This is a genomic window from Bacteroidia bacterium (genome assembly GCA_016218155.1).
Taxonomy (GTDB): Bacteria; Bacteroidota; Bacteroidia; order Bacteroidales; family GWA2-32-17; genus GWA2-32-17.
In genome coordinates, this window is sequence record JACREQ010000038.1 from 103,167 (window position 1) to 124,105 (window position 20,939).

Consider the following 20,939-nt stretch of genomic DNA (forward strand, 5'->3'; position numbering starts at 1 on the left):
ACAGTTTTTATTGTTGCTGCGGAAATAAAGTTACAAATTTTTCGTAATAGATTTTAAATTTATCTTCAATCTTTTTAGACATTTCTAATTGATTAAATGTCTTTGTAAGTCTTTGTAATTCCTGCATTATAGACATTGCTCTTTTGGTTTCATTTGCAACCATTTCGGTATATTTTTTATCAAGTGACAAATAATAATCTAACTCACTTTCAGTCATTTTTGTCATTTTTTCGAGTATTGCAGTTGCTTTTGCTATTTCGCCTGCGCGATAATATGCTTCCGCAACACCTAGCACAAACACATTATATGGTACAGTTTCACCTGGCATAACTTCCATACATTTGTCTAATACTTTAATTGCAGAATCGCGTTTACCTTCATCAAGTAAAGAGGAAGCCAATCGAGCAAAATTATTTCTGAAGTTCATTGTCATTCGTAAGTTGTTTTCATTTAAGTAAACATCTTTACGGTTTATACCACCCCAGGTAAACTTGTTCATTAAATTATCATATAGTATATCGGTATCAATCCAACCAGTTTGCCCGTCTTTGTTGTTAGCCTTAACAGGAGTTAGTCTGTAAGCTAATCCATCCAAACGGAAATAATCATCAAGGTTCATATAACTGTCGCCACCAACCGTAATAGCAAAATTAACCGGTCTGTCCCATTTATTATTTGCTAAAATATCAAGAATTGCTAATTCTGATTTATACAAATAATTTTTAGTAATATTCCAGTTAATTACAGGAACCATCATTGGTGCCATTGAAGGTTTGATGGTTTTGTTGTTAATTACCTTTAAAGAATCAACCTTCAAGCTTAACTGTCTGGTTGGAATAAAATTTATCATTTCGGTTTGTGATAAAGGAACTTTCGCTTCCTGTAAATCGCTTTTAACAAACTCTATGACTTTTCCAATATCAACAGGATTTTTTATTTGTTCAATAACTGGCGCATAAACTCTTCTTTCTCCGGCAATCTGATCATAAGTAAATGAGATTGGCAATGGCTCTGAGTCATATGCTTTGCGTTTCATTTGCTCAATATACCAATCGGTATTTAAAAGACTTAAATTAACAACACGCACATCTGTTCTTACACCCTCAACTTCCTGAGCGTACCAAAGCGGGAAAGTGTCGTTATCACCGTTTGTAAACAATATTGCATTAGGCTCACACGACTCGAGATAATTCTTAGCAAAATCTCGTGCCGAATAACAGTTAGAACGATCATGATCATCCCAGTTTTCTTTTGCCATAATGCCTGGAACTGCAACCAAACAAACTGCTGTAACGGCTCCTGCAGTTAATACTGCCGGCATTTTTTTACTTAACAGCTGGTATAAAGCTGCAACACCCAATCCAATCCAGATTGTAAAAGCATAAAAAGATCCTGCATAAGCATAATCCCTCTCACGTGGCTGATAAGGCGTCTGATTCAAATAAATTACAATTGCAAGACCTGTAAAGAAAAATAACAATGCTACCAAAACAAATCCCTTAGATTCCTTAACAAAATGAAAATACATTCCAATTAGACCTAAAAGAAATGGTAACATAAAATACATGTTCTTTGCTTTATTGTTTGCTAATGGCTCTGGTAAATTGTCCTGAGGTCCAAGTCTGGCTTCGTCAAGAAATGGAATTCCAGAAACCCAGTTTCCGTTTATAATACTACCGTGTCCCTGAATATCGTTCTGACGACCTGCAAAATTCCACATAAAATACCTGAAATACATAAAACCTACCTGATACTTAAAAAAGAATTTAATGTTTTCTGCAAAAGTTGGTTTATATATTTTTTGCACAGATCCATCTTGTGGTGAACCATTTTCATCAATAACATAGTTAATGGGAGTTCCCTCAAAATTACACCATGTTTTATATGCGCTCACATGATTAGGATCGGGACTATACATACGCGGAAAAACCATACAAAACTGGCTGTCATAATTTGGAGATTCTTTATGATCAATTTCCTCATAAAAATCCTTACCGTCTTTAGTTTTTTGAATATATACAGGGTCACCAATTTTATAAGGCTCCGATTTGTTTAACTGAGCAACAAATGTTTGTCCGTAAAATAAAGGACGATCGCCATACTGTTCACGATTAAGATAAGAAATAAGTGAAAAAACATTCTCGGGATTATTTTCGTCAAGCGGAGTATCAACATTTGATCTTATTAAAATAATTGCAAAAGTTGAATATCCCAGCAAGATCATTGCTATACATAACACCAAGGTGTTTAAAATTGATTTTAATTTTTTAATATAAAATACTGCAAACCAGCTACCAATTAGAAACAAAATAAAAAACGCTATAGAATTAATCATAAGCGGAATTCCGGATAAGGATAGTAATAAAGAAATTACAGTTGCCTTAACGAAATTAGGAACTTCTTTTGTTGTAACATAAATACCGGCAGCAATTAAAACCACAAGTAATCCAACATAAAACAAAAGACCTGAGTTAAAACCAAGCCCCATTCCATTAACAAAACCTAGTTCGAACCATGATGCAACTTTAAATACACCCTGAATAATTCCATACATAATTGCAGCTAATGAAACCACAGAAATTAATGCAGAGTATAGAATGCCCTTTTTGGTAACTTTAAACTTGCGGAAATAAATCAAAAATACAATTGCTGGAATTGCAAGTAAGTTTAATAAGTGGACTCCGATAGAAATTCCCATGAAGAATGCAATAAGTACTATCCATCTTGAGGAAAACTTTTGATCGGCAACAGCATCCCACTTTGTTATGAGCCAGAAAACAAGGGCAGTAAACAATGAAGAAGAAGCATAAACTTCACCTTCTACAGCCGAAAACCAAAAAGTATCAGAAAAGGTATAAGCTAAAGCACCTACCAATCCACTACCAATAGTTGCTACAAGTTGTCCGGCAGTCATTTCACCCTCTTTAACCAACATTTTCTTTGCAAAATAAGTAATTGTCCAAAACAGGAATAATATTGTTAAGGCACTAAAAATTCCCGACATTGCATTAACCATCATTGCTACCTGAGTATTATCAGAAGCAAATAGTGAAAAGAATCTTGCGGTAAGCATAAAGAACGGAGCTCCAGGGGGATGTCCTACTTCAAGTTTAAATGCTGTGGCAATAAATTCTCCACAATCCCAAAAACTGGCCGTAGGCTCAATTGTCATTAAATAAACGACAGCTGAAATAATAAATGCTATCCAGCCACCAATGTTGTTCCAAAGCTTAAATCTCATAAATATGATATTGAGGTTTTTAATTATTCATTACTCGTTTAGAGGCACGAAATTAAGATAATTTTCCGGTGAAGAATTTAAATTTTACTTAAAAAATCAAAAATATTTTATTATACTTTTCAAAAATTTATAACTTTGCACTCCGATTTTAAGGTTCTTTTATAAAAATTGTTCGATGGTGTAACGGTAGCACCGCAGATTTTGATTCTGCTAGTTCAGGTTCGAATCCTGGTCGGACAACACTCTTTTATTGTCCCGTTGTGTAATGGTAGCACAACAGTCTCTGGATCTGTTTGTCGGGGTTCGAGTCCCTGCGGGACAACATCTATCAGTGCAAATTTTGGAAAAAGCCTTAAAACCAACCGTTTTAAGGCTTTTTCTTTTTCCATTTCTGCGGTATTTTTGAAAGAAATGACCTGATTTAGCTGGTTATTTAGCTGGACTAAAAAATTCTGGTTTAGTCCAGCTAATCCGGTGCTTATTCCATGATTTTCAAACATTTTCATTTTTCTTTAAGAGCTTTCTGGCTTAATTTTAATCATTAAAAACTGTGAAAAATGGAAACAAGAAATCGAGTAGGATTATCGTTCTATGTAAAAAGAACAAAACCCTTAAAAAATGGCGAAGTACCCATTTATGTGAAAATCTCAGTAAATGGAACCACCGATGAATTAGCCACTTTAAAAAGTATTTTACCTGAAAAATGGAGTGTTGAGAAAAACGCAGCATTCGTTAAAACAAAAGAAGCAAAAGAACTTAACGATAAACTTTTTGAAATTCGGAGTAAGTTAATTGACCAAGTAAGGATTCTAAAAGAAAATAGCAGGGAAATTACCGCAACGACAATAAAAGAATCTTTCTTAGGAATTAATCACGAAGAAAAAAAAGTTGTTGCAATTTTTAGTGAACATAATCAGACAATTCAGTTATTAGCCGAAAAAAGCGACGAATATTCTAAAGAAACATGTAAAAGATATATTGCTTGTCTTAATCACTTGAAAAAATATATCAAAATTAAATATAGAAAAGATGATTTGTTATTGAATAGCATAACACATGAGTTTATTGCCGGATTCGAATTGTATCTTAAAATTGACAATAATTGCAGTCATAATACTGCCATTAAATATATCAAAAACTTAAAAAAAATAATCAATAATGCAGTAAATAACGGATGGATAAAGAAAGACCCTTTTATAAATATAAAACTAAAAGCAAAAAATGTAGATAAAGAATTCTTAAACGAAGATGAGTTATTTCAATTAATTAATAAAAACTTTTCGATTGCCAGACTTGAACAAGTAAAAGACGTTTTTATTTTTGGATGTTTTACTGGTCTTGCATATTCTGACTTAAAAGAGTTAACATTAGAGAACATTGTTACAGACGAAAAAGGGAAATTCTGGATTCACACAAAAAGAAAGAAAACTAAAATCGCAAGCCATATTCCCTTACATTTAATTCCACAAATGATAATTGAAAAATACAAGTCAAATCCTTATTGCCAATTAAACAACAAACTTTTACCTGTTTATTCTAACCAGAAAATGAATGGGTATTTGAATGAAATTTCTATTATCTGTGGAATTCAAAAAAAGCTTACATCACATATTGCACGTTATACATTTGCCACAACTGTAACCTTAAATAATGATATACCAATAGAGAGTGTTTCAAAAATGTTAGGACATAGCTCAATCAAAATGACACAACATTATGCAAAGTTACTTGACAAAAAAGTAGGTCAGGATATGGAAAAAATCAAAGATAAATTTACCAAAAATCCACTTTCCGGTTTTATTCAAAATATATGTTTAAATTAAATTTAAAGCCCTGAAAAACCAGGGCTTTTTTTATTTTAATTCTTAGAATAAAGTGCAAATATTTGAAAATTCAGACATAAGAAACGGCATTTGAAATAAACTTAACAAAGCACCGTATATTTGAAATAAAAGAAAATATTTTATGTCAAAAGCAGTAAAAACTCAAAAGCAAATAGAAGATGAATACGGTATTTGCCATAATACTTTTCGTAAATGGATTAAACCAATTGAAAAGCAACTGAAATTAGTTAAAAGAAGACCATTACTTGCATGGCAAGTAGAAATGATTTATGAGTTTTTGGATAAACCTTAAAAATAAAACTGTGTTAACTTGTTTCAATAAGCTATTTTAAAAGAATAAAATTGTGTTATCTTTAATTACTTTTCTTTATATTTCATTCTAAGTTCAATTATAGAAATAATAGAAAGTAAAGCCATTACATAAAAAAATATAAATAACAAAAAAATAATTCTTTCATAAAAATCAATATCAACCCAAATATCTTTATTATTACCATAGGAGGCATATAATTTAAATGTAAATAAAGGCTGATCTTGTTGCATTTTATTTATAATAATAAATTTTTTTGCATCTGGAGTATACTCATTACCAATAATAATATATTTTTTAATTGGTTCATAAAAAAAACTGTGTTGCCTAAAATAAGTATAAAAAGAAGCCCCAGAAATCATTGTTGATAATGCTAAAACATAACAAAACCTTTTCCATTTTATTTTTCTCCTTGCATCCCATTTTCCTCCTCTAAATAACAACGACCATAATAATATTAAAATAAATGAACAAATTAAAATAATTATTACTAAAAAAGAACTTATATCAACCTCAGTGTAATTTTCAGATAATAAAGCAATGGTTAGTGAAAATATAAGCCATGTAATTATGTTACGCAATTGTTTTAACGTAATATTTTTAAAGTCTATATTATTTAGCCTTATTTGCATTGTTCATCTAAAAAGATTTCAAAAGGGATGGCATCATATCCTTTTTCTTTATAAAATTGAAATTCTTCCATTCTTTCCTTAGTACTTAAATCCGCATCTTTATAACAAGAGATTCTTTTATTAGTTTCGTAATCTCTGAGATATATTTTATAAATATATGGCTCTAATATCAATACGGATGATGTACTTTCATTATGTTCTTTATGTTTATTTGTATCATAAAAATATCCCATTTTAGAATAAATAATCTTTTTTCCTTTTATTTCTATTCTAGGATTTTTCGTTGTTTTAGCACAGATATATAGAGGAATAGTAATCGTTTGAGTTGATACTGTAAAATTAATATTGTTAGAATTTATGTAATATTCTGGAGTAACTGCAATATTGCTTGCGTAATAAATTTCATTTGATTTAAAATAATTATCAATAGAACCTTCGATTTTATTATTAATTTGTTCTTGATATACTTTAAGTGCTTTTTTATATTTTTTATTTACCTTTCTTTTAGAAGGTATATAAGGGTACTTAATATTTTTAATTTTAGATAAATTCTCAACATTTTTCAACTCTGGATTCAATATATAAAAAGATTCTATTGCATTTTGCGATGGATAAATCCCTTTTTCTAATAATCCCTTTTTAATTTGTACCTCCTTTAGGCTATCTGAGGAATAATCTTTGCTATCATTGCTTGTAACTGATTTTCTTACAAAAGTAATAGGTCCAGCATATTCAATTCCTGTGAGTGTTACTGGATTATTATAAATTAAACGATTTAAAAATATATTAAGCGTATCTTTTACAGAAAAGTACTTACTTAAATTACTTGAATTTTCGTTTACATACCATACACTATCTTTTTGTTGATTACCGTTCGCTCTAATATCAACTATATTTTTTTCTTGAATTGTTAATGGAATATCAAAACTACAATTCCAGCCATATAATCCTTCAGTTATTATTTGTTTTTGTTTAAAAATTAATACTGTTTTATCTATATCATTACTATCAAAATAACCTATTCCAATTAGAAGATTCCCTTCCTTACTTTTTACAATTTCTTTAGGAAAATAATCATACTTATAAGTTTGTGGCGTTATCTTTATTGGAAAAACACTTCCATATTGAGATCCGTTGATATCAACTGCAACAGCTCTGAAAAAATAGGTGACCCCTTCCCTAATAGAAGATGTTTGCATTGTATAGTAAAAATAACTTGAACCACCCTTCTCTGATTGAACAGACTGGGGTATTACTCTAGTTCCATGACCTTCGAGTCCGTCAGGTAAATCCATTTGATTAGTTGAATACTCAAACATAGTTGTGGACTTCTCGCCATTAGGCACTAATACACCCATGAAAGAAATATTTACATTGCCAGATATATCAAAGTGTGAAGTGCCAACCAATGTATAAACATTAGGACCTAAAATTGCTTGGGAAGTAGTAAATTTTAACCAGTCACTTGAAATTGTATCACTACCAGGGTTACTTGCACTAATTCTAAATTTGTACGTAGTATTGGGCTTAAGTCCTGTTATAGTATATGGCATTAAAGCTATTTCGGAATTACCTTTACCTATATTTATAGATTGAAAAGTTTCTCCAGAGGGAATTTCATACCAAACTATTGTTTCTTCTCCATTAGCTTTAACTGTGCCTTTAAACATTGCTGAAATTGAATTTGGAATTACTCCGATTGAGATGATTATTGGATGATTATTTTCTTTACTCGATACTGATTGCCCAAAAAGTATTAAAGGAAATAAAATCAAATAAATATGCAAAAAGAATAATTTATTTTCCATATTTTTAATTACTGTCAATCAGCTTTAAACGTCAAAGATAAAAAAATGGTTTTTGAATTTGTAAATTGACCATATAATTGTCAAAAAGAAATGAAGCCCAAAGTTAATTGTCAATTCACTGTCTCCAGACTGTACTTATTGTTTCTATCTGAATATGGAATTAGAACAGGTATACCTTATGGAGAACAAAACTACCATCAAACTTTGAATTCATAAATATAATCAAAGTATCACTTAAGAAACGAACAGCTACTTTTGCAACATTTTTTTGAAATTAAACAAACTTGTCTTTTACATGGATATGCTTGTGTGTAATTTAGAATAAATACAAATAATGTATATTTCGAATAATTCTATATAAATTGTTTTATCTTTGATAATAATAAAGAAAGCTAGTGATTAACTAGCTCTCTTTAAACGGGCACTGGGACAGGATTCAAACCTGCATCTTTTTGGTATTAATAGGCATTAGCTGCCATCCAAAATGTTTTATTCAATTAAACTATCCAGTTAAAGGTTGTTAGGGCAACCTTTTTTATTTTTATTTTTAATATTTAAAGTAAAGGTATAAACATAAAAAGTCGTTTTTTGGGTGGTGTAAATTTTCTATTTACCAACTTATTAACACAATATATGGTATTACACTATATCAATACAATTAAATATCACATATTCTGCTAATTATTTTTATGTTTTTTTGATTTCCTTTATTTTTTTACGAGGCTTTATATAATCTCTTACAGTATTATTTAATCTCTGCGCATTACAACCATCTAATAAGCCATATGATTGCATAATTCTACCTGTTATTATGCGGATTCGATAAGGTATATTTTCTGTGTTTTTAATTGCAAAATCTTTATCTACTTTCTGATAAATATATTTACAAAATTTAGAATTACTTATAAGAAAAAGGTTTTTGTCATTAATTCCAAGCTTTTCAAAATCGTATATTATTTTTTCTAGATTTGATACAAATAATTTGTGTGACCAAGAACCATCTATATTTTTCAATTTATATTGATTCCCATATTTTAGCGAATTTAGAATAAACTCTATTTTTTCTTTTTTGTTCATCAAGTTAAAATATCCCTTTATTGTCTTTTGTTTTTTTAACACCTTTCTCTATAACAAATAAACCAGACGTATATCTATCATAAAGCTCAAACAAAAATTCAATTCGTTTTGTTTCGTTAATGAAAGGTTGAGCACGGTAACATAAATCTACGGCTTTGTCTAATTCCTGATGTGCTTTTACTAATGCTGGGGGCATGGTTAATGGATCGTATAAATCAGCTAAACTGCTTTCTGGAAATTCTAATCTTTCATCTAAAACTTTTTGTGCTGCCTTTTCAATTTGTGCAATTTGTTTTTCTGTCGGATTTTCAGGCCAAGGATAATTGTTATAAACTATATCATTTGAATATCTTAAATCACTTTTAATCCTACCACAAACATGTTTAATCCATGTCATATGCATAAGTGAGGAAACAATACCAAAATGATAAGTGTTGGCATTTGGAATTGAATTACAACTATCAGCAACAATAAATGTTTTATCAAAAAAACCAAAAGGAATATATTTTCTATTTTCAGATGAATGGCGTGGAATTAAAATATAATCTGATGTAGGTTGTCTATTCTCAGTAAATAATGTTGGAAAATCAGCCCATTTTATAGTTGCCTGTTTTGTACTTAGAAGTCTCATTTTTCTTACTTCATCAATTCTATGAAGAATTTCAGGAATTTTCTTTATTTCATCAGGTTTAATATCAACCAACCATAAACACCAACGTTGTTCATTATGAAGAAATTCTTTTGCACTAACAAAGCGAAAAATGTATTTTTCTGCATGCATAGAAGTTTTTATAAGAGTCTCTTTTTCTTCATTTGATAATAGTAAATTACCGCCATCAGTAGGTTGGCTTCCTTTTACCATTTCTGGAACATTGCAAATTGCTTTCTTTCGTGAACCTATAAAAAAGTCTTTTCCTTCAACTAAATAAGGATTAATATTTTTTGCTCTTAATTCGTGTGGTTCACCTTTTATATCTTCATATTCATATATTAATTTTTCGGACGTGTCGAAATTTGAAAAACCAACAATTACAACATGAACAGCGGCATTTCCTTTTGCTTCATTATTCCAACGAAACGTTCGATGTGCAAAATGTATTTTTATTTGATATTTGTTAAACATTTCATTCCAAAGCACACCAACTTGTTCGCCCTGTACAATAGAATTTGTAGAAACAAAAGCACATTTTATTTCTTTTTTTTCAGAGTTATATGTTTTCAGATATTGTGCTGCTTTTATATACCAAGCTGTAACATAATCCAAAACTCCCGAACCGTTAACACCAGCAAAGATTAATTCCAAATCTTTCTTTTGACTTTCGTTTTGTAAATGCTTACCAATAAAAGGAGGATTACCTAAAATGAAATGATATTTCGGTTCTTCCTTTTCCCAAGATAATGGTTCTATAAGACTTTGCCAATCTATTTGCAAAGCGTTTCCATTTTTAATTGTTGCAGATTTTTTCAAAGGTAAACGAACAAAATATTCACCAAATAAAACACTTGCTTGCATGTTCATTTGATGGTCTATTAACCACATGGCAACTTGGGCAATTAAAGAAGGGAATTCTTCGTATTCAATTCCGTAAAATTTGTCAACGTCAACTAAAAAATAAGTGCCTATATCGGTTACTTGTTGGCTTCCTAAAATGCTTTTAACAATTTCCATTTCAAGTAAACGCAATTCTCGATAAGCAATAATTAAGAAGTTACCACAACCACAGGCAGGGTCAAGAAAACGAAGAGTGCTAATTTTTAATTGAAGTTTTTTAAGTTCTCTTACGTTTCCTTTTGCTGAATTAAATTCTTTCCAAAGCCCATCAAGGAAAAGTGGTTTAATAAGTTTTAAGATGTTCTTTTCGCTTGTATAATGTGCTCCTAAATTTCGTCTTGCTTTTTCGTCCATAACAGATTGAAAAAGCGAACCAAAAATAGCAGGAGAAATTTTGCTCCAATCTAAATAACAACATTCAAGCAGTGTTTGTCTCATGCCTGAGTCAAAAGAAGCAAAAGGCAATGTTTCTTCAAATAATTTTCCGTTTACATAAGGAAATGCAGCAAGGTTTTCATCAATATTAGTAAGACGATTTTCTTTTGGTAAATTAAGAGTATTAAAAATTGCTGCAATGTGGTAGGCTAAATCGCTTCCGTCTTCTTTTGTTTTTTGCTCGATATAATCCTGAAAAATTCCTTTTTCGAAAATACTTGTATCATCGGCAAATAAACAAAATAACAATCTTACCAAATAACGTTCTAAAGAATGCCCGGAATATCCGATTGCTTTTAACCTATCATGAAGCTTACCCATTAACATGGCAGCATCAATGTTTACAGGATCTTCTTCTTTGTATGTGCGTTTTTGATAACCTGCGATAAAACCAAATAAATGAATATTCTTTACAAGTTCTTTTAATTTGAATTCTGTTGTTTTTTCTTCTTCAATGTCTATAAGCCGGAAAACATCAAAGTCTGAAACAAGTATATACTTTGGTATTTCGTGCTGTGGAAGTCCTTGTATATAATCTTTTGCTTGTGTTAATGCTTTGTCAAGGTTTTTGCCCTTGCTTTTCATTTCAATTAACAAATTGCCTTTCCATAACAAATCAATATAACCATCGTGTGCGTCAAGCTTTTTTACCTTATGTTCAAAGGTTGCAACCTTGCGTTGACTTATTCCAAACACATTGAAAAACTCATATAAAAAAGTTTTTGCTTCTGCTTCTTCATTGAAAGCATTATCCCATTCTTTTGAGAATCGGGAAGCTCGCTCTTTTATTTCGTTCCAGCTTAGGGACATTATAAATAAATCATTTTAATATTATTGTAAATATTGCTATTTTATTTATTGTTTAGTTTCATTCATTAAATTTTAAAGTCTTATTATGTTTGTCATAAAAAGCACCAATTGTATATTTTGGAATATTTAATTCTTCTGCAATCATAGATGTTGTCATAATTATCTGAAATTCTTTGTCCTTAAAATCGTCAGAGGAGGCAATTTCTACTACCTTTTTTTGAAAATTTTTACTTCTTTCTTCAACCATTCCTTTATCTTCAACATTATCACAAATAATAAATTTAGGAAACCTAAAGTAATCAAGATTTAATGAAGCAAAGAAAATGGCAAACCTTACGCTATTCTTTAAAAGAACCATTGAACTTGCAGAAAAACGATTTCTGTTATCAAGAAAAAAAGTATTCCTAGCAAAATCAACTGTTACTTGTCTACCATCTTTAAATTTTTCTTCATATTCTCCATCACCTTTTAAAAGCTGTAGTGCATATTTTTGAATTACAGAATAGGCTTTCGTACCTTTTGTTCTCTGTAATTCCTCTAATCTATTTGTTTCATGATTGAGCCTATCAACACCACTTTTTAGAGCAAACATTTGTATTTTATATTCATCATAAGAATAAATTAGTTGCAATTGTTTTTCAAAAAACTCTATTTCAGCATTTAATTTTCCTTTATTTTCTAGAAGCTTGTCAAATTTATTTTCTGTACTACTTCTTGAATTATTGATGTAAATATCTATATCGTTTTGTGCTTTTTTTAATAGTCTTTCAGAATCTTTTAATTCTTTTTCTAATTCAATAACTTTTTCTTGTTTCTCATTTAAAATTTCAGTTGATTCTTTAATCTGCATTTCAACTTCAACTTTCATTCTAAGTAGTTTAGATTTTCCTAAATTTTCAGTTATTTCTTTCTTGCATAATTTACAATGATTATCAGCTAGATTCTCTTCAATTTTTTCAAGACAAATTGGACAATATAAAATAGGGAAATTGCCTAAGATTTCTCTAGAATTTAGCGATTCAATTATCGCTTTTAATTTCATATTTAATACTTCTATAAATTCATTATTGTCAATAATATCAATTTTATTATTTCCGATGTTTGATAATATTGTATCAAAATTAATTTTAAAATTATTTAGGTTTTTCCGTAATAATTGAATTTCGTTTTTTGTGTCACCTGACTTAATTGAATCGACAATTTGTGAAGGATTTTTAAGTACTGTAATTGTCTTAGATAGCAGCTCTCTTTTTTCTTTAATTTTATCATTTATAGTATCTTTATTAAATTCAAAAGGAGAGTTTTTAAAAACATCTTCAATTGCATGAACTTGTTTTTTTATTTCACTTAATTCTTTTTCCTTGTGGCGAAGCTCCATCTGAAGTTTGAGTAATTTATCATCATAAGTACCTAATAATAAATTTCCGATAGCGCTTCTAATCAATGGAGAATCGAAATCCTCATTTTTCATCAAACAATCCAAAGCACTTAATTGATCAATATATAATAGCCTTAAAACTTGATTAAAAGTGATAGATTCTAAATTATCCGTTGAAACTTCAGGAAAATTCAACGTTTTAAATAATATTTGACTAAAACTTTCAGTTTTTTCTGTTCTTTTATATGAATAAATATTCCATCCTTCAAAATTTGATACAATAGCTTTATTGAGTTCCCCCCAATAAATCATCATTGGACGCATTTGCTTACTTTCAATTTGCCTTTTTAAAGTAATTACAACATCATTTAATTCAACTTCAACAAAAACAAAATCACAATTACCAGCTTCAGGAAGCCAATCAATAAATTCACCACCTAAACCAAAAAAAATAAAATTAGAAATAGTTGATTTACCGGAACTATTATCACCTCTAATAATATTAATGCCATTATGAAAATTTTCTTGATATACGCTTTTACCATCCTTCGTAACAAGAAGTTTATTTATTTTAAGAAAGCTCATATCGGTAGTCCATTAGATTAGTTCTTTGTTTTAATTCTCTTATAGAAATATTCTCAAAATACTCAACAATTAATTTAATATATTCTGTTTCGTTTTTTGTAAGATCGGAGATTAAACCATCAGGAATTATTATATCTGAAAATTGTATGAATTCATTGTTATAAAGTTCTTTATCTATAAAACCATATGAAGTTAATGCTTTTAAAGCTAATTCTTGAACACTTTCCATTTCAGAAAATGTATATTTTGAATTTTGAATTCTATTATATTTATTGGTTTCTAACAAATGTTTATATTTTGAATATTCTTTAGGAAGTACAATTTTTTTTATGTCGTTTAAGAATAAAAAATAATAATCATAAATTCTTAGTCTATCAATTTCATATTGTTTTTGATTCAAATTCTTAAGAAGTTTAAGAAAACGAATTATTGTATAATATGTGTCATAAACAGGGTGATAAATTATCATATTATTTCCATCTTATATGGCAATTGCCTGTTAAAAAAAACACCATAGCAGTAATATCGTCTTCATATAATTCAAGTACATTATTAACACCTAACATTTCTTGAACGGGTTGAATAACTTTTTTAATTATTAATTCGCGTACTTCTTCTTTTGGAACACCATCGTTTATTGCGCCCTTAATATGAAAATTGAATAAAACATATAGCCTTGCAAGTAGGAAAGCATGAATTTTTTGAGTTGCTTTTGACAAATTGTTTTCAGTTAATTTTTTATAATAGTAATCTTTCATATCTCTTGCCCACTTATAATCAGCCTGAAAACCAGATTCCTCTAATTTTTTTTCTAAACCAATTATTTCTTCGTCAATATTACTTGTAAAATGCTGAATCTTATCAATAAATTCACGAAACTCAATTTCGCCATTATCTAGTTCTTTTTCAAATTCTTCAACAAGTTTTAAGTATTGTCCATATTTTTCAGTACTGTAGTTATTAATAACATTAATATTACCTTTAGCTTGGTATTGATTAGCATCATCACCAGCATTTTGTGTCATTTCTATTTTTTCAGGTTCTTCCATTAATTATTATTTACAGTCATATCATTTCCAGATTGATATTGTCTTGAATTATTACCCGCTTTTTGAGACATTGTAATATTATTGGACTTCTTTTTTTTTGGTTTAATAAATAGGATACCTAAAAGTACAACTAAAGATGCAATAGATGTAATTAATGGTTCAAAATCAGGTTTACATATTAACCATAATAGGCTACAAACAAAAGCAATTATGTCTAATGTTAGAATAATAGTTTTCATATTCAAGAACTCTAAATTTGTTCTAAATGTAATAATAAATTAGTAATAATTAATAATTGTCATTACCTGTAATGTGGATAAGTTGTTAGTTCATGTTTTTCTTTTTATTTAAATAGTCTTCTAAGCACTTTGTTTTGTATTTGTCAAAGTCATTTATTTGTTTAGATAAAGTTGGATATTTTAAAACTTCAATTTTTGCTTGTTCCCATGCTCGTTCTTCGCTTGCATATCTTATATTCCAATCATTTTCATCTTTCTTGTTTATTGCACCAGATAAATGATGACCAAATTCGTGAAATATTGTCCATAAAGTTTGTATAGGTATATTGTTAATAGGGTGAAGAGATATTCTAATGAGACATTTTTCATTAATAGTTTCATGTTGGGAAACAACTGAATCATCTCGAGTTGAAATTTGGCAACCACTATCATATATTTTTTGAAAAAGATCCTTTAAAATATCTCTATATTCTTCAAGATTTCCTTTATAGCAAAATTCATTTACTCTTTGTTCAATTTTAAATGATAACATATTTATATTTTATTTAGTTTATCATTATTTAACTTTATAATATACTAATGTTTTAGTGTGTTAGCGGTTGTTAATTTGTTTTATTTATTTGAAACTGAAATATTTAAGAACCCCATTGTCCTTAAAAAGCAAAATTTCTCTTTCTGGGTGTCCAATATTTATTGCATGATTTTCAGGAATATTTACAAAATACTTTATATGTAAGAAAACATTGTCTTTTAGCTTAACGATCAATTTCTCCTTTTTAATATCATTAGGAATTATCGTACTGGTGATTTCGCTTATTGGGTCATTTGTGATATAAAATTCAAAGACATTTTTGCAGTTGGAATATTCTATAGGAGTGTCCAAAATAATTGCATTCCATTCATCCCTTATTAGATTTTCTGAGGTATATTCTTGATAAAAAGAAATTCTTTTCGATATCATTATAAAAAGCATTTCTGGTTCCGTTAATTCATCTAGTTTTATAGCATTTACCTTATAAAAGTCAATGTCCACATTTGATTTATTTTTGCATCGTAGATGCCTTTCACCACTTTTGTGAAATGAAAATTTAAGAGATTTGTATTCTTCTTCTTGGAGTTGAGTATCTATGAAAATGCCAAATTTATTATTATCTATTATAACATCTCCTATACCCTGTTGTCCTGAACATCTAATTTTTTTGAGAGATGAGCCAAGATAAAGTTCATCATTTTCATAAATAACAAAGAACAGTCTATTATGTTTTCCGTTTAACTTAAAAAGAAATCTCATATTCCTATCATATCTCTCTAAAAAGTCAGGTATATTTTCTATCATATTAAAATGAACTTTTGTATTAATTTATTGTTTTCATGAATCGTCTTATTTTTTGTGTTAATAGTTGCTAACGGTTGAAGCTACGAAACGACGTGCATTTACTTGCACTCCGCCGCGGCGGAGTGTCAAACCGCTAAGAGTTTTATTTAATGTTAAAGTTGTCATATTGCCCATATCTGAACGTTGTTTTCATAGATGGTGTTACCAACTGGTCTTTATTTACGTCTATTCATATAATATTAGAATTACATTTACTTTCAATTAGCAAGTAAAATTAAAAACCCACTTTCCATTTTGCCAGTTTTCGTGCAATTCACTTAGCTTGTTGCCGTCATAATCATATGTATATATTTTTCTATTATAATTCACCCACTCGTTGTCTTTCCATTTCCGAAACAAATCTATTAGCAAGTTGTTTTTTTCGTCGTATTCGTAAATATTTTTATATCTATTGTACCAAATATTATTTACACAATATTCATGCAAGCAAGTAAGCATTTTCCCATAGCCATCATACGTATATGTATATTTATTATTTTGAACCCAAATAAGATTATTCCAAGTTTCATGTAATATAATTAAATTATTTCCTTCTTTATCATAAGTAAAATTTATTCTACTTGAGTTTATCCATTCGTTGTTCTTTAATATTTGACATGTTTTTGTAATAAGGTTTTCATTTTTGTCTGTAACTATGGTTACGCTTTGATTACTTTCAATTTGAATTTCAATTGTCTTCATAATAATTTGTCAGATATTATTCATAGTGTTAATTTTACCATTTTTTAATGATTCGTTTTTCAAGGAATCATTTAGATACTTTTCATATTGTTTATTTGTAATATATTTTTGGGGATAATAAAATATTCCTGGCTCTTCTATAAGGGTTGTAAAACTTTTATCAATGTAAAATCTTCCATTAAAATAATTTTCATTATCAATAATAACAATGTTTAATGAATCATTTTCCCAATTAGCTTTTACATAATCAAGATTTCGAATTGAATAATTTCCAATCAAAGCATTATAATTATATGTTGCTCTGGGGTCTTCTTTTATATAATGATATGTTTTTAAGGTCTTACAAATTGATTTTTTTGGTTGACCGTATTTATTTGTATAAATTTTAATAAGAGATTTACCATATTCTACTTTGTAATTACACTTTAATCCATTTTCGTATTTACCATCATCGCTTATTTCACGTGACCATATTAGTTTAATATATTCTAGCTTGTTAATTGAGTCAAAATTTGGGATTACTTCTAAATGAAAAGGTAAAGTATCTAGAAATATTTCAAATGTCGTTCTTGTATAGATGTTCCTATTGTTGTCATAATACTCTTTTTCAGAAAATATATTTTCTTTTTCATAGTAGTCACATAATAAACCATACTCAGTATAACTGATACCATAGCTAAAACCTAAAAATATCTTATCTTTTAGTAATAATAAAGAGTCCAATTTATCTTTATGGTTTATATTATTATTTGTTGGAATACTTTCAATTGATGCTGAATTATTATCACAAGATACATTGATAATAAATATTGTAACCGCAGTAATCAAAAGATTAAAACCTTTTTTCATTTTGAGTGTTTTTAAGTTTTTGTTTTAAAAGTAATATATTTTTGAGTTAAATCGAATTTATAGTTTTGTCAGGGTAATTAAACGTCTTTGCACTCATTTGTCATAGATTACATATTCTAATGTTCTGTCTTTTTGTAAGGCTAGTTGGTAACTTGTTTATATGCCTAACTAGTTTTTCTTATATTCTCAAACTAGGCATATAGATATATAAATTTCAGACACATAAAAGTACAAATCTTTTAAATAACAAAAAACTATTTCGCTCAACCTTGTTCATTTTCTTTCAAGCACTTTCATTTTTCATCATTTTCATTAACGAATCTTCAAGAATCATCAAGCGCACTTTCAAGCTGTCAGAACTTTGTTGACATAAACGCCCGCTATCGGGAAAAACAACAAAGAAATGTCACACAACGATCAGTATTCAGCCATAACAACTTTCTCCGGCATGTTCGGGGGTATCGGAAAAGCCTTATCAAACAATCATGTATTTGCAAACATCTCCCTGCAAGGTGTTTTTGAAGTTGCTTTTTATGCAGCCATATCAGCCCTTGTAGGTTTTGGGGTAAAAGTTCTCATTGATTACATCAAAAACCAAATCCGCAAATGAAAACTATTTTCAAAATAGGAATTTTTGGAGGTTTGCTAATTGGTGCTTACAAATTGTTTGGAATGAAACGAGTTTCCGACAAAATAGTAACAGCATTATCAAATCCGAGAGTTCATAAAGTGGATTTGAAAGGAATAGCCATCCGCACGGAAATAAATGTTTCCAATCCTACCAAATCAACCATGAAAATAACAAAGCCTGTTGTTACACTTACCACCAATGGAAAATACATTACAAGTACAGCACCGGAGAACAAAGAATTTACTATTAATTCCCTTACCGACACAAAAATTGATACCATAGAAATTGTAGTGCCCTGGACTATTCTTGCAGGTTATATCTATGGTATTTTTGGCAAAATCCCTCAAATTCTTGCAGCGTTCAAAGCAAAAGATATGAAAGCTTTGGGTGAAGCCCTTGCCATTCCTCTTGAGATGAAATACTCTCTCTATGCAAATGGACTTTCTTACGAATCAGAACCCACCAAGATTTTATGAGTAATATTTATTCTATACAATCCATCACCAGCGGTTATCGCCCTATTAGGGACGGTAAACAATTCGATCAGTTATTCGGTTTGCCGGAAGAAAAGGACAGGATTGTTATAAAAGACGGTGAAGTGGATGACACTGTTGAACTAATGAAAAAAGTTGTATGGAAATATATCAGTGATACAAAGAAAATAGCACCCTACCTCAAAGGAAAAACCCTTGAAGAAACCTGCCGGAATATCTGGAATTTTCTTTACAATCATATACAATATAAGTTAGATAAACGAGGATTAGAGCAACTTCGCAGACCCTGCCGGAGCTGGACGGAAAGAACCACCGGAATAGATTGTGATTGCTTTTCAATCTTCGTTTCCTCGATATTAACAAATCTCCAGATACCTCACAAGTTCCGCATAACAAAGTACGATAGTGACGTGTATCAACATGTTTACGTTGTTGTGCCGAAGGAAAACGGACAAGGAGAATACATTATTGACTGTGTGTTATCACGCTTCAATCACGAAAAACCATTCACTAAAAATAAAGATTTTACTATGAGCCTCAACGGAATTAATGTCGCTGTCCTTTCAGGCACTACGTCCAACGTAATGGACTTAGTGAACGACCTAGAAGGAATTGATAATCTCGGAGCAGACAACGAGCAGGAACGTCTGCAAACAATTTATGCACATCTGGTAAATACCAGAAACATGATTGCCGGAAGACCACACTTGATACAGGAAGTGGATTACCCACCTGCATTTTTGAAGATGCTGGATTATGCTATTTCCAGTTGGAATACACCCAATCGTGACAGAGCACTGGCTATTCTTGCACAGAATGAAGATGCCCTGAACAAGCATTTCAACATGGACGGTATTCCTGAAAATTCCGAAATGGAGGGAATAGACAACGATTGGGATATACTGGACAACATGACCACTGATGAAATCATGGGTATGCTTGGTGGTAAGAAAAACAAAGCAAAAAAGCAGGAGAAAAAGGCAAAGAGACAAGAGAAAAAAGCCGAACGTAAAGCGAACCCTAAAAAGAAAGGATTTTTCAAGAAAGTTGGTGAAGCTATAAAGAAAGGTGGAAAAAGCTTTATCCGTCTAAACCCTCTCACCATTGCAGCAAGAAACGGTTTCCTGTTAGCCCTTAAACTAAACCTGAAAAAGATTGGAACCAAACTCAAATGGGCTTATGCTACCAAAGAACAGGCAGCAGCCAAAGGAATAAATGCAACAGAATGGGAAAAAAGCAAAAATGCTCTTTCAAAAGTAGAAAAACTCTTTGCAGACAAATTACAAGGCAAACGTGACAAGCTGAAAAATGCCATTCTCAAAGGCAAAGCAGGTGGATTAAGCGGAACTGATACAGAAGAAGAATTTGACCTCGAAGGATTGGGTGTTCTTCCGGCAGCAGCAGCTTTGGCAGCAGCAGTACCTGTTGTTACTTCTGTTTTAAAGATTATGAAAGACAGCGGTATAATGACCCCAAAAGAAGCAGAAGACTTACAAACGGAAGTAGATAACAAAGTGGCAGAAGGGGAAAAAATAATGACTAATGACCCTGACCTTAAAGATGAGGATGACAATACCAATGATACTCCTGCAACAAAAGAAAAAAGTGCGACCACTGATCCAGCAGCAAATGATGACACTCCTGACGATGATGGAGAAGGTGGCTTTATTGGCTTTGTTAAGAAATATCCGATTCCTGTAATAGCAGGTGCAGGCGCACTTCTCTTTGGAGCCTATATGGCATTTCGCCCAAAGAAAAAACAGGAACAAAAACCCAAAGGACTTTCGGGAACAAAAAACGGTTCCAAGAAAAAAACTACATCCAAATCTAAAAATCAATCACGAGCAAGGAAAGCCAAAATAGAGGCTATCCGCTTAGGTTAATATTCATAATTACAAACCTTAAATAATTAATGTTATGAGCAAATC

18 protein-coding genes and 2 tRNA genes are annotated in these 20,939 nt (G+C 30.2%); 7 read left to right on the top strand and 13 right to left on the bottom strand.

The features are described from left to right. Window positions 1-7 precede the first annotated feature (7 nt). Entirely contained in the window at window positions 8-3,241 is a 3,234-nt protein-coding gene (locus HY951_06945) for a DUF2723 domain-containing protein (GenBank protein MBI5539779.1), read from the bottom strand. A 169-nt stretch (window positions 3,242-3,410) separates the two neighbouring features. Between HY951_06945 and HY951_06950 the strand changes: the two genes are divergently transcribed. The 4 genes from HY951_06950 (at window position 3,411) to HY951_06965 (ending at window position 5,377) form a co-directional block, all read left to right on the top strand. Then, window positions 3,411-3,481: transfer RNA gene (locus tag HY951_06950), tRNA-Gln, on the top strand. Window positions 3,482-3,492: 11 nt separating this feature from the next. Continuing rightward, window positions 3,493-3,563: transfer RNA gene (locus HY951_06955), tRNA-Gln, on the top strand. Window positions 3,564-3,798: 235 nt separating this feature from the next. Beyond that, window positions 3,799-5,064: a site-specific integrase gene (locus HY951_06960; GenBank protein MBI5539780.1), complete on the top strand. Its 1,266-nt coding sequence runs from the start codon at window positions 3,799-3,801 to the stop codon at window positions 5,062-5,064. A 142-nt stretch (window positions 5,065-5,206) separates the two neighbouring features. After that, window positions 5,207-5,377, top strand: coding sequence for a hypothetical protein (locus HY951_06965; protein MBI5539781.1), 171 nt, complete (start codon window positions 5,207-5,209; stop codon window positions 5,375-5,377). Window positions 5,378-5,442: 65 nt separating this feature from the next. Here HY951_06965 and HY951_06970 read toward each other — a convergent pair whose 3' ends face one another. The 12 genes from HY951_06970 to HY951_07025 form a co-directional block, all read right to left on the bottom strand. Next, on the bottom strand, window positions 5,443-5,976 hold the full coding sequence (locus tag HY951_06970) for a hypothetical protein (GenBank protein MBI5539782.1): 534 nt from the start codon (window positions 5,974-5,976) through the stop codon (window positions 5,443-5,445). Between the two features lie 41 nt (window positions 5,977-6,017). Further along, window positions 6,018-7,835, bottom strand: coding sequence for a fibronectin type III domain-containing protein (locus tag HY951_06975; GenBank protein ID MBI5539783.1), 1,818 nt, complete (start codon window positions 7,833-7,835; stop codon window positions 6,018-6,020). A gap of 687 nt (window positions 7,836-8,522) precedes the next feature. After that, a complete protein-coding gene (locus tag HY951_06980; protein ID MBI5539784.1) occupies window positions 8,523-8,912 on the bottom strand; it encodes a hypothetical protein in 390 nt (129 codons plus the stop codon). Window positions 8,913-8,916: 4 nt separating this feature from the next. Continuing rightward, window positions 8,917-11,709, bottom strand: coding sequence for a class I SAM-dependent DNA methyltransferase (locus tag HY951_06985; GenBank protein ID MBI5539785.1), 2,793 nt, complete (start codon window positions 11,707-11,709; stop codon window positions 8,917-8,919). 58 nt (window positions 11,710-11,767) lie between these two features. Next, window positions 11,768-13,672: an AAA family ATPase gene (locus HY951_06990; protein MBI5539786.1), complete on the bottom strand. Its 1,905-nt coding sequence runs from the start codon at window positions 13,670-13,672 to the stop codon at window positions 11,768-11,770. Continuing rightward, complete coding sequence (locus HY951_06995) at window positions 13,659-14,141, bottom strand: hypothetical protein (GenBank protein ID MBI5539787.1); 483 nt, start codon at window positions 14,139-14,141, stop codon at window positions 13,659-13,661. The genes HY951_06990 and HY951_06995 overlap by 14 nt, the downstream gene beginning before the upstream one ends. 1 nt (window position 14,142) lies before the next feature. After that, entirely contained in the window at window positions 14,143-14,721 is a 579-nt protein-coding gene (locus HY951_07000; GenBank protein MBI5539788.1) for a hypothetical protein, read from the bottom strand. Continuing rightward, window positions 14,721-14,960, bottom strand: coding sequence for a hypothetical protein (locus HY951_07005; GenBank protein ID MBI5539789.1), 240 nt, complete (start codon window positions 14,958-14,960; stop codon window positions 14,721-14,723). The genes HY951_07000 and HY951_07005 overlap by 1 nt, the downstream gene beginning before the upstream one ends. A gap of 85 nt (window positions 14,961-15,045) precedes the next feature. Further along, complete coding sequence (locus HY951_07010; protein MBI5539790.1) at window positions 15,046-15,492, bottom strand: hypothetical protein; 447 nt, start codon at window positions 15,490-15,492, stop codon at window positions 15,046-15,048. An 84-nt stretch (window positions 15,493-15,576) separates the two neighbouring features. Then, window positions 15,577-16,296, bottom strand: coding sequence for a hypothetical protein (locus HY951_07015; GenBank protein ID MBI5539791.1), 720 nt, complete (start codon window positions 16,294-16,296; stop codon window positions 15,577-15,579). Between the two features lie 261 nt (window positions 16,297-16,557). Continuing rightward, entirely contained in the window at window positions 16,558-17,037 is a 480-nt protein-coding gene (locus HY951_07020; GenBank protein MBI5539792.1) for a hypothetical protein, read from the bottom strand. Window positions 17,038-17,046: 9 nt separating this feature from the next. Further along, the gene (locus HY951_07025) at window positions 17,047-17,886 is read right to left on the bottom strand and encodes a hypothetical protein (protein ID MBI5539793.1); all 840 of its coding nucleotides are present in this window, start codon (window positions 17,884-17,886) and stop codon (window positions 17,047-17,049) included. A 403-nt stretch (window positions 17,887-18,289) separates the two neighbouring features. Here HY951_07025 and HY951_07030 point away from each other — a divergent pair, with 403 nt between their 5' ends. Genes HY951_07030 through HY951_07040 form a run of 3 tightly spaced genes read left to right on the top strand, consistent with a single transcriptional unit; the run spans window position 18,290 to window position 20,894 of the window. Continuing rightward, on the top strand, window positions 18,290-18,496 hold the full coding sequence (locus HY951_07030; GenBank protein MBI5539794.1) for a hypothetical protein: 207 nt from the start codon (window positions 18,290-18,292) through the stop codon (window positions 18,494-18,496). Further along, on the top strand, window positions 18,493-18,993 hold the full coding sequence (locus HY951_07035) for a hypothetical protein (GenBank protein MBI5539795.1): 501 nt from the start codon (window positions 18,493-18,495) through the stop codon (window positions 18,991-18,993). The genes HY951_07030 and HY951_07035 overlap by 4 nt, the downstream gene beginning before the upstream one ends. Then, window positions 18,990-20,894 (top strand): hypothetical protein, encoded by a 1,905-nt coding sequence (locus HY951_07040; protein MBI5539796.1) that lies wholly within the window; start codon window positions 18,990-18,992, stop codon window positions 20,892-20,894. The genes HY951_07035 and HY951_07040 overlap by 4 nt, the downstream gene beginning before the upstream one ends. The last annotated feature ends 45 nt before the right edge of the window (window positions 20,895-20,939 follow it).

Excerpts from the sequence above, each read along its gene's own strand:
- HY951_06945 (MBI5539779.1), bottom strand. The coding sequence starts at position 3,241 with ATGAGATTTAAGCTTTGGAACAACATTGGTGGCTGGATAGCATTTATT.
- HY951_06960 (MBI5539780.1), top strand. The coding sequence starts at position 3,799 with ATGGAAACAAGAAATCGAGTAGGATTATCGTTCTATGTAAAAAGAACA.
- HY951_06965 (MBI5539781.1), top strand. The coding sequence starts at position 5,207 with ATGTCAAAAGCAGTAAAAACTCAAAAGCAAATAGAAGATGAATACGGT.
- HY951_06975 (MBI5539783.1), bottom strand. The coding sequence starts at position 7,835 with ATGGAAAATAAATTATTCTTTTTGCATATTTATTTGATTTTATTTCCT.
- HY951_06980 (MBI5539784.1), bottom strand. The coding sequence starts at position 8,912 with ATGAACAAAAAAGAAAAAATAGAGTTTATTCTAAATTCGCTAAAATAT.
- HY951_06985 (MBI5539785.1), bottom strand. The coding sequence starts at position 11,709 with ATGTCCCTAAGCTGGAACGAAATAAAAGAGCGAGCTTCCCGATTCTCA.
- HY951_06990 (MBI5539786.1), bottom strand. The coding sequence starts at position 13,672 with ATGAGCTTTCTTAAAATAAATAAACTTCTTGTTACGAAGGATGGTAAA.
- HY951_06995 (MBI5539787.1), bottom strand. The coding sequence starts at position 14,141 with ATGATAATTTATCACCCTGTTTATGACACATATTATACAATAATTCGT.
- HY951_07000 (MBI5539788.1), bottom strand. The coding sequence starts at position 14,721 with ATGGAAGAACCTGAAAAAATAGAAATGACACAAAATGCTGGTGATGAT.
- HY951_07005 (MBI5539789.1), bottom strand. The coding sequence starts at position 14,960 with ATGAAAACTATTATTCTAACATTAGACATAATTGCTTTTGTTTGTAGC.
- HY951_07010 (MBI5539790.1), bottom strand. The coding sequence starts at position 15,492 with ATGTTATCATTTAAAATTGAACAAAGAGTAAATGAATTTTGCTATAAA.
- HY951_07015 (MBI5539791.1), bottom strand. The coding sequence starts at position 16,296 with ATGATAGAAAATATACCTGACTTTTTAGAGAGATATGATAGGAATATG.
- HY951_07020 (MBI5539792.1), bottom strand. The coding sequence starts at position 17,037 with ATGAAGACAATTGAAATTCAAATTGAAAGTAATCAAAGCGTAACCATA.
- HY951_07025 (MBI5539793.1), bottom strand. The coding sequence starts at position 17,886 with ATGAAAAAAGGTTTTAATCTTTTGATTACTGCGGTTACAATATTTATT.
- HY951_07030 (MBI5539794.1), top strand. The coding sequence starts at position 18,290 with ATGTCACACAACGATCAGTATTCAGCCATAACAACTTTCTCCGGCATG.
- HY951_07035 (MBI5539795.1), top strand. The coding sequence starts at position 18,493 with ATGAAAACTATTTTCAAAATAGGAATTTTTGGAGGTTTGCTAATTGGT.
- HY951_07040 (MBI5539796.1), top strand. The coding sequence starts at position 18,990 with ATGAGTAATATTTATTCTATACAATCCATCACCAGCGGTTATCGCCCT.